A 19,217-nucleotide genomic window follows, 5' to 3' on the forward strand; every position below is an offset into this window, starting at 1 on the left:
TTAGCTAAGATAAGTGAAAAACGTACTGTAATCTAAAAAATTCATTAATGTTTCACGTGAAACATTTTTACATAGATAATCAATTGAAGATTTATAGTTTGTTAAATTTTGAAGGTGGTGTCAAGAATTGGTGCATCCTTTTAATCGTATATTTGGAAAAAGTGAAAAGGAGAATATCGATACGGATGAAGTAGAAAATGAAGTAGAATATACTGCTGACGAGGTCATTCAAATAAATGTAGATAACATTCATCCCAATCGTTATCAACCACGTACAATCTTTCAGGAAGAAAAAATTAAAGAACTTGCACAAACCATTCATACACATGGAATGATTCAACCTATTGTTGTTCGAAAGTTAGAGGAAGAAGGTTCGTATGAATTAATTGCAGGGGAGAGAAGATGGCGTGCAGTTCAACATCTAGGTTGGGAGCAAGTATCTGCGATTATTCGAGATATGACAGATACGGAAACCGCTTCTGTAGCACTCATAGAGAATCTACAACGAGAAGAATTAACTGTAATTGAAGAGGCAGTAGCTTATGCCAAATTACTAGAATTGCATTCATTAACACAAGAAGCACTTGCACAGAGACTTGGGAAGAATCAATCGACGGTTGCAAATAAACTAAGGTTATTAAAACTTCCTGAAGAAGTCCAAACAGCCTTATTGGATAAAGCAATATCAGAAAGACATGCCCGAGCGCTGATAAAATTAAAAAAAGAAGAGCAACAACTTGCTATTTTACATGAAATTTTAGAAAAAGGGTTAAACGTTAAACAAACGGAAGATCGAATTGCCCAAATGAATGAACCAAAAGAAAAGAAAAAACCAAAACCAAAATTTAAAGGTGTAAATAAAGATATACGAATCGCAATGAATACGATTCGTCAATCACTTAATATGGTATCTGATACAGGTGTGGAAGTAGAATCAGATGAAAAAGAGTTAGATGATTATTATCAAATAACTATAAAAATACCAAAAAAGAATCAGTAGAATTTATCATTTTTATAGCATCTTTGCAGCCCATCTAAATTAATAAGATGGGTATTTCTTTGCTATTGATATTACAATTTCACTAAATTCGTAGATTTATTAGTCGCAGTTCTTTAATTAGTGGTAATATAGTTTATATAGTTAGGTAGGTGTCAACATGGGTAAAATAATTTCCATCGCAAATCAAAAAGGTGGCGTAGGGAAAACAACTTCATCCGTGAATTTGAGTGCTTGTCTGGCATCTTTAGGAAATAGAGTGTTACTAGTTGATACAGACCCACAAGGAAATGCTACAAGTGGGGTCGGTGTAAACAAAGCAGATGTTAGTCAATGTATTTATAATATTCTCGTGGAAGATGCTACAGCGGAAGATGTAATTGTTCATTCAGAGATGGAGCAATTAGATATTATTCCTGCGACAATTCAGCTTGCAGGGGCTGAAATAGAGTTAGTACCAATAATCTCTAGGGAGATACGCTTAAAAACAGCTCTAGAAGCAGTGAAGGATCAGTATGATTTCATCATAATTGATTGTCCTCCTTCGTTAGGTCTATTAACGATTAATGCGTTAACTGCTTCGGATACAGTGATAATTCCTGTTCAGTGTGAGTATTATGCACTAGAAGGTTTAAGCCAGTTATTAAATACAATAAGACTTGTTCAAAAGCATCTAAATCAACAATTAATGATTGAAGGTGTGTTATTAACGATGCTTGATGCTCGTACTAACCTGGGAATTCAAGTTATTGAAGAAGTGAAGAAATATTTTCAGGATAAAGTTTATCAAACAATTATTCCTAGAAATGTTCGTTTAGGAGAAGCACCGAGTCACGGATTACCTATTATCTCTTATGATCCTAAATCCAGAGGAGCAGAGGTTTATATTGATCTAGCGAAGGAAGTGATGGCCAATGGCGAGAGGGTTAGGTAAAGGGTTAGATGCATTAATACAGCATAGCGGGGATGAAGTACAAGATATTGATATTCAATCCTGTCGACCAAATCCATATCAACCAAGAAAAACATTTCATACGGATTCAATCGATGAATTAAAAAATTCTATAAAAGAGTATGGAATTATTCAACCAATTACAGTACGAAAAAGTATAAAAGGTTATGAAATTGTTGTTGGCGAAAGACGTTTCCGAGCTGCAAAAGAAGCTGGGTTAAAAACGATACCAGCGGTCGTTAAACAGCTAGATGATGAAAAAATGATGGAATTTGCACTGTTAGAGAATTTACAGCGTGAAGATCTTACTCCAATCGAAGAAGCACAAGCATATGCTAATTTAATTGAAGAATTAAAGTTAACCCAAGATGAGTTATCTAAACGATTAGGTAAAAGTCGCTCTCATATAGCAAACATGGTTCGATTATTATCTTTACCTGATCAGGTAGTTGCCTATATCAATAATGGTGAACTATCGATGGGACACGGACGAGCTTTATTAGGATTAAAAAAGAAAGAATATTTACTTCCACTAGTACAACGGATTCGTAAAGAAAAGTGGAATGTACGTCAAGTAGAAAAAGCAATCGTCGAAATGAATGAAAAACCAACCAAACCAAAACAAAAACCTAAAAAAGATATTTTCATTCAAGAACGTGAATCTGCACTAAGAGATGTACTTGGTACTGCCGTACATATTCATAAAGGGAAACGAAAAGGGAAAATAGAAATCGAATTCTACAATGATGATGATTTAAATCGTATTATAGAGTATCTTGATAAATAAAAGTTTCTGTAACACGGTAGCTTAAAAAAATAGGCGCTTTCCATGGCATTTCCTCTGGCTAACTTGGAAAAGAAAGTAGACGTATCCAAGTCGATCTTCAGCAAGGACTGTTCCCACAGGAAACGTCTATTTTTCTATCCTCGATACATTACTTATAATGTATCGATTTGTTATTTTTCATTTCATTTTATTTTACAATACTTGGGCGAACTTGTTTCACGTGAAACAATATTAAAACATCAATGATAAAGCAGTAATATTCAGAGTAATGTTATGGAGCAATCTAAGGAGAGTATCCACTCGGAATAATTAAGAACCTTATTCCGGGTTAGCAAAAATCGTTATCATTGAAGTTGAATGTATTTTTCATTTCACTTAACAATTTTAGCAATTGTATTTTAAAAAGCCTTACGTTACAAAATCAGACAAATTGTTTCACGTGAAACAATATTAAAAACATCAATGATTAATAGGAGAAGTACATATGGTCTTACTAGGTACAGTAGTAAATGGGATATTAATAGTAATTGGGAGTATACTTGGCTTGTTTTTCACGAAAATCCCTGAAAAGTATAAAGAAACAGTGATGAATGGAATAGGGCTGGTCGTTTTTCTTATAGGTTTACAGATGGCATTTGAAACAGATCAAATTATCATCGTATTGCTTAGTTTGCTAACGGGGGCATTAATAGGTGAAGCAATTGGATTAGAAGAGCGTTTGAATCAACTTGGTGAATGGGTAGGGCAGAGAGTATCGACAAAGAGTGAGGAAACAAGCATTGCTCAAGGGTTTGTTACTGCATCTTTAATATTCTGTATTGGAGCGATGGCGATTATAGGTGCATTAGATAGTGGAATTCGTGGGGATCACGAAGTATTGATAACAAAAGGTGTTATTGATGGATTCACATCCCTTGTCCTAACGACTACTCTAGGCTTTGGAGTTATCTTATCGGTTATTCCGGTTGTTCTATATCAAGGTTTAATCGCTTTATTTGCAACTCAAATTGAGAATTGGGTATCACCTGTATTTCTGGATGGACTAATTGTTGAGTTGACAGCAGTAGGTGGATTGTTAATCGTAGCAATTGGATTAAATCTATTAAATATAACGAAGATTAGAATTGGAAATCTATTACCTTCTATCGGAACAGTTATTATTATTTATAGTATCGTGCAATTAATATAGGAAAAGGTCGAGTCAGCAAAAGTGTAATTTTAAAAAGAAGATGGATCTCATAAGGAAATATACATAGACTTCTTGGGAGGAAACCTATCTGAGTCCATGAATTGCGACCAGTAACCATAGGCTCACAGCCACCCAAACCCAAGGAAAGCAGAGTATATTTCCATAGCGATGATTACAAAATAATTCTTTCTTAGTTCTTCTGTTCAGTATTATTTCCTCAAGCTATTTGTTTTTAATAAAAGACCACTATCGATGCAAAATGAAACCAATAAAAAACACATCAAATTATTTCTGGGTTGGTATTGTCTTTTCGAGCTTGTATTACGGTTGGTACGCGTGCGTAAGTTAACTGATCATCAATATCTTCTAAGATGGCAGATACTTGCTTTGCCATATCCATCACTACAGACAATCTTGTATTTTGCAAAATAGAATGTTCCATAAATCCACTTACATTAACTACTCCAGTAATACATATATCTCCAACAGCTGGTAATGTCTTATTTAAGGCTGTCCCTGGCTGCAATGACTTCTTTTCAGTGATAATATGTCCAATCGATGTACTGCGTCCCAGACAGGCATCTATGGCGATAATAAACGGGTTGTTGTGAAGCTTATTAATTCGATCCAACGATTCTTGTAAATTTACTGCATGTACTGGCTCATGAATCGTACCATAAACTCGAATATGCCTTGGTTTATACGATTGAAAATACATTCCAGCTAGTGGACCTAATGCATCTCCAGTAGAACGATCCGTTCCAATAAAAACGGCTACATACTCTCGAGGCTGATAGGGAAACCAATTCATAATATGTTGACACATCAAAGAAGGTAAATTATTTTCTTTATAATGTAATCGTAATAATGAAGATTCTTGGCCAAATCGTTGTTTTAGATTCATAGCTTATCCTCCAAAATCATATTGGTATAGTATACGGCTTTTTTGTTCGAACTATACGTGTAAATATGAATTGGAGGAAAGTATATGTGGAGATCTTGCCTAAAGTGGATGACACTCATTTTAGGAACAACAATAGGAGCAGGCTATGCATCAGGGAGAGAGCTTTGGCAGTTTTTTGGCCATGAAAGTGGACTAGCTATTTTACTGTTTGCTATACTCTTTTCATTTTGTTGTATGGTAATTATGCAAATTAGTTATCGCTTGCAATCAACTAACTATTTACCGGTACTCAAAGAGATTGTAGGAGTGAAGTTAACAAAAACATTCGATATATTAATTATGCTGTACTTATTTACAACTACGATGATTATGATTGCTGGAAGCGGTGCTACAGGTCAAGCGTTTAACTTACATTATAGTTGGGGTATAGTGTTAATTGTAACCATCCTTGTACTGTTATTTAGAAAAGGAATTAATGGCTTATTAACGATCAATCAATTTATTTTACCGATATTAATAGGAGGGTTGCTATTAGTATTATTAAAATTTACAGTTGATCAAGATCTTCACTTACTTTCCCATTGGGAGGAACAACGGAATTGGATGGCTGCATTTCCATTTACAGCTTTAAATATTTTACCGCTTATTGCTGTATTAGGAGCTATAGGTAATAAAGTGACGAGTCAAAAAGAAATTATAATATCTTGTATTGGAAGTGGACTTGCTTTAGGGACGGTATCTTATATCTATAACAATAGCTTAATTCAAATTGCAGATGAGATTATTTTATATGAAATTCCTTTGTTTGCCATTCTAAAACATTACCCATTAAGTATGGTAATCATTATGTCTATTCTGTTATGGTTTGCAATATTTACAACAGCTGCATCCGGTGTTTTAGGAATAGCTACAAGGGTACAGTACTATATCCAAAAGCCGATGTACTTGATTGTTTTGGTGACATTAATTATTATGATACCACTTACTACTTTTGGATTTTCAAACCTTATTAGTGTTTTATATCCTATTTATGCCATATTAAACCTTTATGTACTTGCAAGACTATTACTTTACCCATTGTGGGGGATAGTAAATAGACAAAAAAGAACATAGACAACGAGAAAAGGAGTTAGGTAACAATGGATTTGTTGAATCAACAATTGACAAGACTTTGGAATTATTTAAGTAATCCAGATTTATGGATGGAAATTTTTAAAGGTGCATTACAAATTGTAGTTATTATTTTACTAGCTTTATTGATTGTAAAAGTTACGAGGAAATTTGTAGATAAATTCTTTGTACAACGACAAACCGGTCCTATTCGAATTACGGAGCGAAGAGAAAATACATTAAAAAAACTAATTAAAAACGTCGTTGCTTATGTCGTTTATTTCTTAGCAATTGTGATGATTTTAGGTGTGTTCAACTTCGAAATCGGCCCATTACTCGCTGGTGCTGGTGTAGCCGGTTTAGCTATTGGTTTTGGTGCACAAAACCTTGTTCGAGATATCATCTCTGGATTCTTCATTATTTTTGAAGACCAATTCTCTGTCGGAGATTATGTAGCGGTATCAGGAATTGAAGGAACTGTAGAGGAAATTGGATTACGTACGACTAAAATTCTTAGCTGGACTGGGGAATTAAATGTAGTTCCGAATGGGAACGTGACTCAAGTAACCAATTATTCCATTCATAATGGACTAGCTATTGTTGATGTAAATATACCGTATGAAAGTGATGTATATGAAGCAGAAAAAGTAATTGAAGAAGTTGCTGCAGAACTACCAAATAGATATGAATTTCTATTAGAAGTTCCGCAAATTATTGGAGTTCAAAGTTTAGATGTTTCGCATTATGTTATTCGTATTATTGCAGATACATCTCCAGGATTCCAGTGGGCAGCAGAACGAAATATCCGTAAAGAACTACAAGATAAATTATTTAAGTCTGGTATAGAGTTACCAGCATCTAGAATCATTATGTACTCAAAAGAAGAAAAAGAGCGTTTGACCATCGATCGAGATGAAATTCGTGGTGTACAAGGACGTGAAGTATCTAAAGGTGAAGTACGAAGTGAATTAGAACGATCTAGAGCACATGATGATGAATAATGCGTAACGAATTGCTATAATGATAAGAAAAAAGGAGATACGCATGATGGAGAAAGAATTCGGCCTAAATGATGTTGTTCAAATGAAAAAAGCACATCCATGTGGAGAAAATCGCTGGAAAATTATTCGAATGGGGATGGATATTCGAATTAAATGTTTAGGATGCCAACATAGTGTGATGATTCCAAGAAGAGATTTCACTAAAAAAATGAAAAAAGTACTAGAAAAAGCAAATAACCAGGAATAAATAATTAGATAAAATTGACTAAAACTGTAGATAAATAGTATAATAGGTGTATATAGAGAAATGTTTTTTAAAATTGTATGAGGGTAAAGCAAAAACGGGCATGGATTCATGCCTGTTTTTGTTTTTTACTTGCTTGTTTTTTTTATGTCTAATATCTATAATTGGATTAATGAAAGCCTTCATATGAATGGAATCCTTAAGGAGTGGAAAAAGAAATATGGCATTAACAGCAGGAATCGTAGGTCTTCCGAACGTTGGGAAATCAACACTTTTTAATGCGATTACACAAGCAGGAGCAGAAGCTGCAAATTATCCATTTGCAACGATTGATCCAAATGTAGGAATCGTGGAAGTACCTGACGAACGATTAAATAAATTAACCGAACTTGTAAATCCAAAGAAAACAGTACCTACTGCATTTGAATTTACAGATATTGCAGGAATTGTTAAAGGCGCTAGTAAAGGAGAAGGGCTTGGAAACCAGTTCTTATCTCATATTCGTCAAGTAGATGCAATCTGTCAGGTTGTCCGTTGCTTTGAAGATGAGAATATTACGCATGTTTCTGGTAAGGTCGATCCGATTGATGATATTGAAATTATTAATTTAGAGTTAATTCTAGCCGATTTAGAGACCGTTAATAAGCGATATCAGCGTGTAGAGAAGCTAGCTCGACAAAAAGATAAAGATGCTGTAGCAGAACAAGCAGTATTAGCTATCGTGAAAGAAGGCTTAGAAAATGATAAGCCTGTTCGTGCATTAGAGTTTTCAGAGGAGCAATGGAAAATTGTGAAAGGCTTGCACCTACTTACAAGTAAACCAACATTATATGTTGCAAATGTGAGTGAGGATGAAGTCGCAGATCCTGATGCAAATGAATATGTACAAAAAGTAAAAGCGCATGCTGCAGATGAAAATGCAGAAGTGATTATTGTTTGTGCTCGTATCGAAGAAGAAATCTCGGAATTAGAGCCTGAGGAAAAAGAAGAGTTCTTAGAGGATTTAGGAATCAATGAATCTGGCCTAGATCAGCTTATCAAAGCATCGTATAACTTACTTGGACTAGCTACGTATTTTACTGCTGGAGAACAAGAAGTGCGTGCTTGGACATTCCGTAAAGGTATTAAGGCACCACAAGCAGCAGGAATTATTCATACGGACTTTGAAAGAGGATTTATTCGTGCAGAAACCGTCTCCTATACAGATCTTGTTGATGCAGAAAATATGGCAACAGCACGGGAACGAGGAAAAGTAAGACTAGAAGGAAAAGAATACATCGTACAAGATGGAGATGTTATTCATTTCCGATTCAATGTGTAATACTATGAGTAACTAGAAATTCCCATTTTATATAGCGTGGATTAGTTTTCCGAGCACTTGTCAAGGAATAAAATATTTGATATAATACTACATTGTGAGTAATTAGAATTTGATTATTCCTTGCTCTTATGAGGATAGTAATCGTACTTCCAATAATAAGGGCCGCTAAGACCAAAAGGAGGTGTAACGGATGAGAAAATACGAAATCATGTATATCATCCGCCCAGACATAGAAGAGGAAGCGCAAACTGCTTTAATCGAGCGTTTCAACACAATTCTAACTGATAATGGCGCGGAAATTGATAAAGTTGACGAAAAAGGCAAGCGTCGTCTTGCATACGAAATCAACGATTACCGTGATGGATACTATGTAATTCTTAACTTCAGAAGTGGTGAAGAAGCAATTAATGAATTTGACCGCCTTGCGAAGTTCAACGAAGACATTATCCGTCATATGGCAATTAAAGATGAACAATAATAAGGAGTGGTTCTGATGTTAAATCGTGTCGTACTGGTAGGCAGGTTAACGAGGGATCCTGATTTACGCTATACACCAAATGGGGTTGCAGTTGCCAATTTCAACATTGCTGTAAACAGACCTTTCTCGAATCAGCAAGGAAATCGCGAAGCAGACTTTATTAATTGTGTGATTTGGCGACGTCCAGCTGAAAACCTAGCCAATTATATGAAAAAAGGTAGTATGGTTGGTGTCGACGGCCGTATTCAAACGCGAAATTTTGATGGCCAAGATGGAAAAACCGTCTACGTTACTGAAGTAGTAGCAGATAGTGTTCAATTCCTAGAAACAAAGGGTTCTCAAGGTGGACAGGATTCATCTGGAGGTTACCAGCAAAACAGAAATCAGAACCAATATCAAAATCAAAACCAATATGCATCTAATCAGAACCAAGATCAAGAGGATCCATTTAAAAATAATGGAGAACCAATTGATATCTCTGATGATGATTTACCGTTTTAATATAATGTTTGTTCATAACGGATAAACTTTTTGAAATTAAATCTTTAAGTGAAGGAGTGTATTAATATGGCAGCTCGTCGCGGACGTGCAAAACGTCGTAAGGTGTGTTACTTCACAGCGAACGGAATTACGCACATCGATTACAAAGATGTTGATCTATTAAGACGTTTCATCTCTGAGCGTGGAAAAATTCTTCCTCGTCGTGTGACTGGAACTTCTGCAAAATATCAACGTAAATTAACAATCGCAATCAAACGTGCTCGTACAATGGCTTTATTGCCGTACGTTGCAGAGTGATTCTATAAAGGACAGCACTATTTAGGTATTTACCTTGTAGTGCTGTTTTTTTGTTATGAAATAGATATGTCTAATAGGTAATTTGGTCAACTTTTATCCCATGTAACGGACAGTAATACTTGGCCTTTTGAGAAGATAACTAATGGCTTAGAGGATAAGAAGAGGATAAAACTGCCCGTAATGTTTGATTCCGTTCAATGGACTTTAGGTCATGCCTTTGTGGTACTAACATTCCATGGCTGGAACGAAAACCCGCTTAATGAAGTTCCTCTTTATTGCAAAAAATAGTTGACTTTGAAATTAATATTTCATATTATGTATTATAATGAAATTTAAATTTCTAAAAAGGGAGACATCTGTGATGACATCACCATTGTCCGAATCAACGAGAAAATCAGCTGAACTATTTTCAAAAGCTTCAGAAGTAATTCCAGGAGGGGTTACTGCCAATATTAAATATTTTGATCCACATCCACTTATAATGGAAAAGGGAAAAGGCAGTAAATTATATGATGTAGATGGTAATGAATATATTGATTATTTATTGTGTTATGGCGCCCTCATTTTAGGGCATGGTCACAAGCAGGTCTTTGATGCTGTGACAGCACAAATGCTAGAATCTGGTACTACTATTTTTGGTACACCTCATAAAATGGAAACCACGATGGCGGAGAAATTAATAGAATTGTATCCGAGTATCGAAATGGTGCGTTATACAAATTCCGGGTTGGAAGCAACCTTACTTGCAATTCGTACAGCAGTTGCATATACAGGAAAACAAAAAATTGCTAAGTTTGAAGGGCATTATCATGGCGGGTATGATCAAGTATTAGTAAGTGTAAATCCTGATATGGAAGTAGCCGGCGATCAAACTGAACCAAAAGCAATAGGCGAATCAAGAGGATTACCAGATTACTATTTAGAAAACACGATCGTTTTACCGTTTAATGATTTAGAATCTACGGAGAAGATTTTACGAGCACATGCAGACGAATTAGCAAGTATTATTCTAGAGCCGATCCAAAGTGGATTTATTCCTGCTGAACAGGAATTTATGAACGGACTCCGTAAAATAACAGCAGAACTTGGTATATTACTTATTTTTGATGAAGTGAAAACTGGATTTCGATTATCAACTGGAGGAGCCCAACAAATTTATGGGATTACTCCTGATATTACAGCGCTCGGTAAAGTTCTTGGTGGAGGATTTCCTATTGGAGCTATTGGTGGTAAAAAAGAGATTATGATGATTACTTCAGCTAAAGACGGCCGTGACATATTGACAGCCGGTTTAGACAATTCGAATAAGCAAGAGCCTCTTTATCATAGTGGAACGTATAATGGTCATCCAACGATATTAGCGGCTGGATTAGCGACGATAAACGAATTGGAAAAAGAAGGAACCATGGACGAATTGTTTGCGATGACCTATGCTTTACGAGAACAGCTTGAAAAAGTGTATAAGAAGCATGGTATAATCATGCAGACAATTGGTGAAGGTAGTATTTTTAATATTGTTTTAGCAGAAGGTCCAATAAAAAATTATCGTGATTTAGAAAAGGCTAATATGAAGTTAAGAAAAGAAATTGATTATGAGTTATTGAATTTAGGAGTTTATACGAAACCATTAAATCGTTATTCCATGTCTATTGTGCATACGGAGGAAGATATTGAACGTACAGTGAAAGCACATGAAGAAGCTATTCAGCGAGTATTAAACAAATAGACAGATAAATAGCCAGGAGCCCCAGATCAAATGATATTTTGTTCGGGGCTTTTATTACGTTAAAATAAAAAATAAAAACAAAGAAAAAGGAGTATGCTTATGAATGTGTATCAACGAATTGCAGGAAAAATAGATGAAATGAGTAAATCCCAAGTAAAAATAGCTACCTATATACTAGAAAATCAAACTACTGTACCCTTTCTAACTGTTGGTAAGCTGGCTAAAAAAGCCGGGGTAAGTGATGCGACGGTTGTTCGGTTTGCGACTTGGCTTGGTTATTCAGGGTATCCGGAGATGCATAAGTTATTGCAGAACTCAGTAAAAGAACAACTTACAACATCGGAAAGACTTAAAATCTCGCAAGAAGTATATAACCAAGAACCATTGGGCGTATACGAAGTCTTCCAAGATGACATTGCAAACATACATACAACGATGGAGACTTTGGACGAACAAGCTTTTCATAAAGCGGTAGAAAACTTAAATAGCGCAAGGAGAATATACATTGTCGCAAATCGCAGTGCTACAGCTCTTGGTGTGTTTTTGCAGTATTATCTTGAAATGATATTAGAACATGTAGAGTTACTACAATCATTAGAGATATCATCTGATAAGCTACATCAGTTAAATAAACAGGATGTCGTTATTGGGATTAGTTTCTCTCGGTATACGAAGAGCACGGTTCAAATGTTCTCCTTTGCAAAAGAAAAACATGCTACTACCATAGCTATTACAGATAATTTGCTTTCACCATTAGTTCCGTATGCTGATATTCCGCTGACGGCTTCCAGCCAAATGCCTTCTCTGATTGATTCCTTCGTCGCACCATTAAGCTTAATTAATGCTCTTGTTATGTTTGTAGGTAAAGAAAAAGAAGCGGATATACATTCTCACCTTGATGTATTAGAAGATATATGGGATCACTTTGACATTTTCCAAAACGGGAAGATGCAGGAATAGTTAGTTAAGACAGAGTAAATATACTTGATAGCTGTTCAGGCTAATAATTAATTAAGGCTGACTTGAGCATTAAATTTAAGTCAGCTTTTTAAAATTAATCTATTTATAGTTACAAGAACCATTTGTAACTCGTTTTAAAATATAATTGACAAAAATTTGTGAAAAAAGTAAAATTTTTGTAATCGATTACATTATAAGGGGGGATTCTTTGGCAACGATTCTAGAAGTAGCAAAAAAAGCTGGTGTTTCTGTAGCGACGGTTTCTCGTGTGCTTAATAATCGTCATAAAGTAAGAGAAGTGACACGATCTAAAGTTGAGCAAGCAATTATAGCGTTGAATTATGAACCAAGTGTTTTAGGTAGAAATTTACGAAATTCAGAAAGTCGCTTATTATTAGTTCTTATTCCTAGCATCTCCAACCCATTTTATACCGAAATTATTAATGGAATTGAAGATACAGCGATTAAAGAAGGATATAATATTATGCTATGTGAAACTGATTCTAATCCGCAACGAGAAGCAATTTATTTTAATCTTGTTCGAAACCGAATGGCAGATGGAATTATTTTAATGGATCCTACGATTAATCGAGATAATGTTCTGCAGTTAGCAGATCAACATCCGATTGTACAGTGTAGTGAGTTTGATAAGGACGGGTTAATTTCCTACGTGTCTATTAACAATGAATTAGCTGCTTATCAGGCAGTCAAGCATTTAATAAAGATTGGTAGACAACGAATTGCCCTCATTAATTCAGAAGAAAAGTTTTTATATGCTAGAGAAAGACGGGCTGGATATGAAAGGGCTTTTAGGGAATATAATCGCTCTGTTAATCCTTGTTATATGTACAATATAAAAGGATTAAGCTTTGAAAATGGACAACAGGCGATGCGAATGCTTTTGGAACAAAAAGAAAAGCCAGATGCTGTTTTTGCAGTATCCGATGTTTTTGCGATAGGGGCATTGAAGGAGATTCATGAGGCGGGTCTCTCTGTACCAGATGAAATTGCTATTATTGGTTTTGATAAGATTAGTTTTTCCAACATGACATATCCCGCATTAACGACAGTAGCACAACCGATGTACCGAATGGGAAGTATATCTGCAGAAATGATAATTGCAAAAATAAAAGGAGAGAAAGTAGAAAGTCATTTATTAGAGCATGAATTAATTATTCGAGAATCTACATAAGGAGGAGATAACGATTACTAAACAAATAGCAGCTGTTACAGGGGTAAGTCATGAAAATGGTATTGGGGCAGCAACATGTAAAAAGTTGGCGGAACAAGGTTGTTCCATCTTTTTTACTCATTATCAATCTGAAGAGGATTGGGCTCATGCGTTTCAAGAAGAAATTAGAAATAAAGGTGTGTCGTGTGAATCGATGGAGGTTGACCTGTCTGAAGTATATGCTTATAAGAATATATTAAACACAGTAACCAGTAGTATTGGAATTCCGTCGATTCTAGTCAACAATGCGGCCCATTCTACTCGAGATGGCTATAGAAAACTTACACCAGAGATTATTGACAAACATTATCAAGTAAATATGCGCCAAACGATGATGTTAAGTGTAGAGTTTGCACGTCAATTGGAAGAAGCGGAGAAAAAAGATGGTAGGATTATTCATTTAACCTCTGGTCAGGCACAAGGTCCGATGATAGAAGAACTTGCTTATGGAGCAACAAAAGGCGCAATATCTGCATTTACCCTAACCTTATCTGCAGAAGTAGCTCCAATTGGAATTACGGTTAATGCAGTAAATCCAGGTCCAACGGATACAGGTTGGATGAATGAAAAATTAAAAAAGAAACTGGAATCAAAATTTCTTTCTGGAAGGATTGGTCAACCGATGGATGCAGCGAAGTTAATCGCATTTCTAGCTAGTGAAGAAGCTGCATGGATCACGGGTCAAGTGATTAACTCAGAAGGTGGTTTCTTGAGAGAATAATCTAAAAATTTTAAAAACATATTGACAACGATTTATGAAGAGTTATAATAAACTCAAATGTAAACGATTTCATTTTCGCAGACTTTTTTGTGTGATGAAATCGACAAAACAAAGGGGGATTTAAGTTGAAATCAACGAAACGTATGCTTGGAATCTTGTTATTACTTGGTTTGACGTTAGTTTTAGTCGCATGCAATAATTCATCCTCAGATGAACCAACAGGTGAAAACGATTCAAATAACAGCGAAGAAGCAAATGGTGAAGAAGAGCAAGTAACGATTGTTTATGCAAGAGGTGTCGATACAACTCCTGCTAGTGACGCTGTTATCAAAGCATTTGAAGAGAAATTCCCGAATATAAAAGTAGAACAACGTGAGATGCCATCCGATACAGGTCAATCCCACGATCAATATGTAACCGCATTCAGTTCGCAAAGTACGGAAATAGATGTATTTAATGCCGATGTTATCTGGCCAGCGGAATTTGCACAAGCAAATTATGCGTTAGAGTTAGATCGCTTTATTGAAAAAGATGGAATTAACTTGGAAGAATATTTTCCAGGAACGGTACAGGCAGGGAAATTTGATGGAAAGCAATGGGCAATGCCACAGTATACAGATGCTGGGGTGCTTTACTACCGTACAGACATTGTAGATACTCCCCCAGAAACATGGGATGACTTAATTGCTCAAGCAGAGGAACTGAAAGGGGAAGAAGGTACTGAATTTGGATACTTAATGCAATCTGCCCAATATGAAGGACTAATTACAAATGCAATAGAATTTATCGCTTCATATGGTGGAGAAGTGGTTAATGAGAATAATGAAGTAGTCGTTGACAGCCCAGAGACAGTGAAGGCTTTAGAAAAAATGAAAGAGGTTGTTGGCTCTGATTTTGTACCGTCTAATATACTTAATTTTATGGAAATTGAAACAGAAAATGCATGGATTGAAGGAAAGTCTGTGTTTGCTCGAAACTGGCCATATTTGATGTCATCTTCCAATGATGAAGAACGTTCATCTATTGTAGGTAATGTAGAAATGACAACTATGCCAGCAGGAGATGCAGGTAGTGCTTCTGCACTTGGAGGCTGGATGACGATGATTAACCGATACTCTGAGCATCCAGAAGAAGCATGGGAGTTTGTTAAATTTATTTCTGGACCTGAAGGACAAAAGATATCTGCAGTAGAAGGCGGTCGTGCACCAACGATTGAATCACTTTATGATGATGAAGAGGTGCAAGCAGTAAGTTCCTTATTTGCTAATCCTGAGTTTAGAGAAGTATTACAGACTGCTGTTCCGCGTCCAGTGTCTCCAATCTATCCGGAAATTTCTGATATTATGCAAATTGAAATTTCAAAAGTGTTAACAGGAGATCAATCAGCACAAGATGCTGCAACGAATATGCAAACCAAAATGGAAGCTGCAATGAATGAATAAAACGAAAGTTAATAAGGCAAGATGGGGATTCTCTCATCTTGCCTTTCTAGATAGTAAGTAAAGGAGGTAAAATATGAAGAAAAATAAACGTGGCTTCCACTTAAGTGAGAAACAATTAGGATACGCAATGGTATTGCCATCATTGATTCTCGTATGTATTGTTGTTCTTTGGCCAGTTGCGCAATCATTTTGGAATAGTTTGTTTGATTATCGATTAAATGATCCCAATCGTTCCGAATTAATGCTTAGTGCCAATATAGACTTAGAAAGATATGTAGATAACCATTATTACTTAGATAATCAATTAGATGATTTGGCAACGAAGGTAGATAGTGATGCAGTAGCTAAGATTGAGGAAATGAAAGAAAGGATTAGCTATCAACATGAGCAACTATTAGCAGATGAAGAAACCAAACAAAAAGTAGAAAAAGTCGATGAATTATTGATGAGTTATCAGCCTGTGACGGACTCAGAATTAAAATATCAGAAGATTGAAAATGATTTTGCAGATCGTTATCGAGAAGAATTGTTAGATTACCAAGCATCATTGATGGAAATCGCAGAAACAACAGCAGATGAAACCTTAAGTCAAAGTATAGAACAAACTGCAGATTTAACAGGAGCCACTGGCGAAACAATTTTACAGTCCAACTTTATTGGATTTAAAAATTATGGGAAGTATCTCCAGGATGGCAGAATGTGGGGAGCTTTATGGAATACAACGTTCTTTACCATAATTACAGTAGCGTTAGAGCTAGTGATTGGTGTCTGTATTGCTTTACTAATTAATCGGGCATTTAAAGGACGAGGTATTATACGAGCTTCCGTATTGATTCCATGGGCAATTCCAACAGCAGTAGCAGCAATGATGTGGGGCTTCCTTTTTGACGGCCAATCTGGAATTGTGGCCCATTATTTAGAAGCACTACATATCATTCCGGATGCATCATGGCTATTGTCCACATCAGATGGTGGTATGTTCTCGATTATTCTCGCAGATGTATGGAAAACAACGCCGTATATGGCTTTGCTTATCTTAGCGGGACTACAGACGATACCAGAGTCGTTGTACGAAGCATCGGATGTAGATGGTGCAAATAAATTTCAACAGTTTTGGAAGATTACATTACCATTATTAAAATCTTCTATTCTTGTAGCTTTGTTATTTAGAACGTTAGATGCTTTTCGAGTGTTTGATTTAATTTATGTATTAACTGGCGGTGGACCGGCAAATGCTACCGAATCTATATCGGTGTATGCGTATAAAACCTTGTTCGCACAGCAAAATTTCGGAGAAGGATCTGTCTTATCTGTCATCGTTTTCCTATGTGTAGGGATTATTAGTTTTATTTACGTCAAATTAATTGGATCCGACTTGTTTGCAGGTAGAACGAAGTGAGGAGGAGAGTAGCATGAAAAAAAGAGGCACAGTCGGTTTTTACATTTTCTTAGTATTTTTCGTATTTTTAGTGATGTTTCCATTTATTTGGGTCTTTTTAACTTCGATAAAACCAGTTAATGAAATTTTTTCTTCATTTAAATGGTTTACGAGTAATCCAACATTATCATCCTATGAAGCTGCATTAACGAATCGACCCCTACTAAGGTACATGTTAAATAGTTTTGTGGTCTCCTTGTTAACGACGGTATTATCGCTAACCTTCGCAGCATTTACGGCATATGCCGTTACAAGACTCCCAATCAAGGGGAAAGGATTAATTCTAGGCCTTGTTTTAGCAGCATCGATGTTTCCACAGATTGCGATTATATCACCGATGTTTAATCTGGTGACAAATCTCGGTTTGAGAAATAGTTATCTAGGGTTAATTATTCCATATATCACGATCAGTTTGCCATTGGCAATTTGGATTCTTTCTACTTTCTTTAAGAAGATCCCCTATGAATTGGAGGAATCCGCGAAGTTAGACGGGGCTAGTCCGTTTCAAACCTTTCGAAAAATAATTTTGCCCCTTGCAACACCTGGTATATTTACGACGGGAATTCTCGTATTTATTGCTGCGTGGAATGAATATCTATTTGCCTTAACGATTAATAGTGATGACCAGTGGCGAACAGTACCGGTCGGAATTTCCATGTACCAAAGTGAATTCTCGATTCCATGGGGAGATATTTCTGCTGCGACGGTGATTGTAACGATTCCTATAGTAGTACTTGTATTAATCTTCCAGCGTCGAATTGTATCGGGATTAACGTCAGGGTCTGTAAAAGAATAAAAACAGAAGGAGAGGAATGTAACATGACAAGAACCATTCAAGTAGGGATTATTGGTTGTGGTGGAATAGCTTTTGGCAAGCATTTACCGAGCTTATCAAAGTTAGATCATGTACAGATTGTAGCTTTTTGTGATATTGATCGGGAAAAAGCAGAGCGTGCAGCAAAAGAATATGGAACGGAAGATGCTGTAATTTATGAAGACTACGTTCAGTTAATTGAGCAATCCTCTGTAGAGGTAGTTCACGTGTGTACGCCGAATAACTCACATGCTGTGATTAGCATCGCTGCTCTACGTGGTGGCAAGCATGTGATGTGTGAGAAACCGATGGCAAAAACAGCAGAAGAAGCACAGGCAATGGTAGAAGCTGCAAAAAAATATAATAAGAAGCTAACGATAGGTTACAACAATCGTTTTCGTCCGGATAGTCAATATTTGAAAAAAGTTTGCCAGCGTGGGGATCTTGGTCACATTTACTTTGCAAAAGCACATGCCATTCGTAGGCGCGCTGTACCAACATGGGGTGTGTTTTTAGATGAAGAAAAGCAAGGCGGTGGACCATTAATTGATATTGGCACACATGCACTCGATCTTACGCTTTGGATGATGGATAATTATGAACCAAAGTCAGTTATGGGAGCAACACATCACCAATTGGGAAAGAAAAAAGATGCTGCTAATCCTTGGGGGCCATGGAATCCAAATGAATTTACAGTAGAAGATGCAGCATTTGGCTTTATTACAATGAAAAATGGTGCGACGATTATCTTAGAATCAAGCTGGGCACTGAATTCGTTAGATGTCGATGAGGCAAAGTGTTCGTTAAGCGGTACAGAAGGTGGAGCGGATATGAAAGATGGTTTACGTCTCCACGGGGAGGATTTAGGTGAATTATACACGAAAAACGTAAACCTTGGACCAGGTGGCGTAGCTTTTTATGATGGGGATACGGAAAGCGACGCAGAACTAGAAGCAAGACGGTGGATTGAATCGATTATCAATGAAAAAGAGGTCACAGTGCAGCCGAAAGAGGCACTAGTAGTGACCCAGATTCTAGAAGCAATCTATCAATCTGCGAAAACAGGAAAAGCAGTATATTTTAATTAGAGGAGTTGAAGGATTA

General features: G+C 36.2%; 20 protein-coding genes. 19 read left to right on the forward strand and 1 reads right to left on the reverse strand.

Annotated elements, in window-relative coordinates:
• Nucleotides 1–127: 127 nt before the first annotated feature.
• The 4 genes from noc (at nucleotide 128) to ABC346_RS04025 (ending at nucleotide 3,925) form a co-directional block, all read left to right on the forward strand.
• A complete protein-coding gene (gene noc / locus ABC346_RS04010) occupies nucleotides 128–1,000 on the forward strand; it encodes a nucleoid occlusion protein (RefSeq protein ID WP_413233636.1) in 873 nt (290 codons plus the stop codon).
• A gap of 157 nt (nucleotides 1,001–1,157) precedes the next feature.
• Nucleotides 1,158–1,931, forward strand: coding sequence for a ParA family protein (locus ABC346_RS04015; RefSeq protein ID WP_413233637.1), 774 nt, complete (start codon nucleotides 1,158–1,160; stop codon nucleotides 1,929–1,931).
• A complete protein-coding gene (locus tag ABC346_RS04020; protein ID WP_413233638.1) occupies nucleotides 1,912–2,736 on the forward strand; it encodes a ParB/RepB/Spo0J family partition protein in 825 nt (274 codons plus the stop codon). The genes ABC346_RS04015 and ABC346_RS04020 overlap by 20 nt, the downstream gene beginning before the upstream one ends.
• Before the next feature lie 484 nt (nucleotides 2,737–3,220).
• Complete coding sequence (locus ABC346_RS04025) at nucleotides 3,221–3,925, forward strand: DUF554 domain-containing protein (protein ID WP_413233639.1); 705 nt, start codon at nucleotides 3,221–3,223, stop codon at nucleotides 3,923–3,925.
• Nucleotides 3,926–4,205: 280 nt separating this feature from the next.
• Here the strand turns inward: ABC346_RS04025 and yyaC are convergent, their stop codons facing one another.
• Nucleotides 4,206–4,829 carry a spore protease YyaC gene (yyaC, locus tag ABC346_RS04030; protein WP_413233640.1) on the reverse strand — a complete coding sequence of 208 codons (624 nt, stop codon included), beginning with the start codon at nucleotides 4,827–4,829 and terminating at the stop codon, nucleotides 4,206–4,208.
• 84 nt (nucleotides 4,830–4,913) lie between these two features.
• Here yyaC and ABC346_RS04035 point away from each other — a divergent pair, with 84 nt between their 5' ends.
• The 15 genes from ABC346_RS04035 (at nucleotide 4,914) to ABC346_RS04105 (ending at nucleotide 19,201) form a co-directional block, all read left to right on the forward strand.
• A complete protein-coding gene (locus ABC346_RS04035) occupies nucleotides 4,914–5,942 on the forward strand; it encodes a YkvI family membrane protein (protein WP_413233641.1) in 1,029 nt (342 codons plus the stop codon).
• A 26-nt stretch (nucleotides 5,943–5,968) separates the two neighbouring features.
• Complete coding sequence (locus ABC346_RS04040) at nucleotides 5,969–6,940, forward strand: mechanosensitive ion channel family protein (protein WP_413233642.1); 972 nt, start codon at nucleotides 5,969–5,971, stop codon at nucleotides 6,938–6,940.
• 43 nt (nucleotides 6,941–6,983) lie between these two features.
• The gene (locus tag ABC346_RS04045) at nucleotides 6,984–7,187 is read left to right on the forward strand and encodes a DUF951 domain-containing protein (RefSeq protein ID WP_413233643.1); all 204 of its coding nucleotides are present in this window, start codon (nucleotides 6,984–6,986) and stop codon (nucleotides 7,185–7,187) included.
• Nucleotides 7,188–7,404: 217 nt separating this feature from the next.
• A complete protein-coding gene (gene ychF / locus ABC346_RS04050) occupies nucleotides 7,405–8,505 on the forward strand; it encodes a redox-regulated ATPase YchF (protein ID WP_413233644.1) in 1,101 nt (366 codons plus the stop codon).
• Nucleotides 8,506–8,695: 190 nt separating this feature from the next.
• Nucleotides 8,696–8,983, forward strand: a complete 288-nt coding sequence (gene rpsF, locus ABC346_RS04055) for a 30S ribosomal protein S6 (protein WP_413233645.1) — start codon at nucleotides 8,696–8,698, stop codon at nucleotides 8,981–8,983.
• A 15-nt stretch (nucleotides 8,984–8,998) separates the two neighbouring features.
• On the forward strand, nucleotides 8,999–9,484 hold the full coding sequence (gene ssb, locus ABC346_RS04060) for a single-stranded DNA-binding protein (protein ID WP_413233646.1): 486 nt from the start codon (nucleotides 8,999–9,001) through the stop codon (nucleotides 9,482–9,484).
• Between the two features lie 66 nt (nucleotides 9,485–9,550).
• On the forward strand, nucleotides 9,551–9,781 hold the full coding sequence (rpsR, locus tag ABC346_RS04065; RefSeq protein WP_095314025.1) for a 30S ribosomal protein S18: 231 nt from the start codon (nucleotides 9,551–9,553) through the stop codon (nucleotides 9,779–9,781).
• Nucleotides 9,782–10,142: 361 nt separating this feature from the next.
• Nucleotides 10,143–11,507 (forward strand): aspartate aminotransferase family protein, encoded by a 1,365-nt coding sequence (locus ABC346_RS04070; protein ID WP_413233647.1) that lies wholly within the window; start codon nucleotides 10,143–10,145, stop codon nucleotides 11,505–11,507.
• 99 nt (nucleotides 11,508–11,606) lie between these two features.
• Nucleotides 11,607–12,467, forward strand: a complete 861-nt coding sequence (locus tag ABC346_RS04075; protein WP_413233648.1) for a MurR/RpiR family transcriptional regulator — start codon at nucleotides 11,607–11,609, stop codon at nucleotides 12,465–12,467.
• A gap of 208 nt (nucleotides 12,468–12,675) precedes the next feature.
• Nucleotides 12,676–13,659: a LacI family DNA-binding transcriptional regulator gene (locus tag ABC346_RS04080; RefSeq protein WP_413233649.1), complete on the forward strand. Its 984-nt coding sequence runs from the start codon at nucleotides 12,676–12,678 to the stop codon at nucleotides 13,657–13,659.
• A gap of 7 nt (nucleotides 13,660–13,666) precedes the next feature.
• On the forward strand, nucleotides 13,667–14,419 hold the full coding sequence (locus ABC346_RS04085; protein ID WP_413236506.1) for an SDR family oxidoreductase: 753 nt from the start codon (nucleotides 13,667–13,669) through the stop codon (nucleotides 14,417–14,419).
• A gap of 125 nt (nucleotides 14,420–14,544) precedes the next feature.
• A complete protein-coding gene (locus ABC346_RS04090; RefSeq protein ID WP_413233650.1) occupies nucleotides 14,545–15,861 on the forward strand; it encodes an ABC transporter substrate-binding protein in 1,317 nt (438 codons plus the stop codon).
• Nucleotides 15,862–15,934: 73 nt separating this feature from the next.
• Nucleotides 15,935–17,260: a carbohydrate ABC transporter permease gene (locus tag ABC346_RS04095; protein ID WP_413233651.1), complete on the forward strand. Its 1,326-nt coding sequence runs from the start codon at nucleotides 15,935–15,937 to the stop codon at nucleotides 17,258–17,260.
• A 13-nt stretch (nucleotides 17,261–17,273) separates the two neighbouring features.
• Nucleotides 17,274–18,095, forward strand: a complete 822-nt coding sequence (locus tag ABC346_RS04100) for a carbohydrate ABC transporter permease (RefSeq protein ID WP_413233652.1) — start codon at nucleotides 17,274–17,276, stop codon at nucleotides 18,093–18,095.
• Between the two features lie 23 nt (nucleotides 18,096–18,118).
• Nucleotides 18,119–19,201 (forward strand): Gfo/Idh/MocA family protein, encoded by a 1,083-nt coding sequence (locus ABC346_RS04105; RefSeq protein ID WP_413233653.1) that lies wholly within the window; start codon nucleotides 18,119–18,121, stop codon nucleotides 19,199–19,201.
• The last annotated feature ends 16 nt before the right edge of the window (nucleotides 19,202–19,217 follow it).

Origin of the sequence: Oceanobacillus phoenicis, assembly GCF_047238145.1 — a bacterium.
Classification (GTDB): Bacteria; Bacillota; Bacilli; order Bacillales; family Amphibacillaceae; genus Oceanobacillus.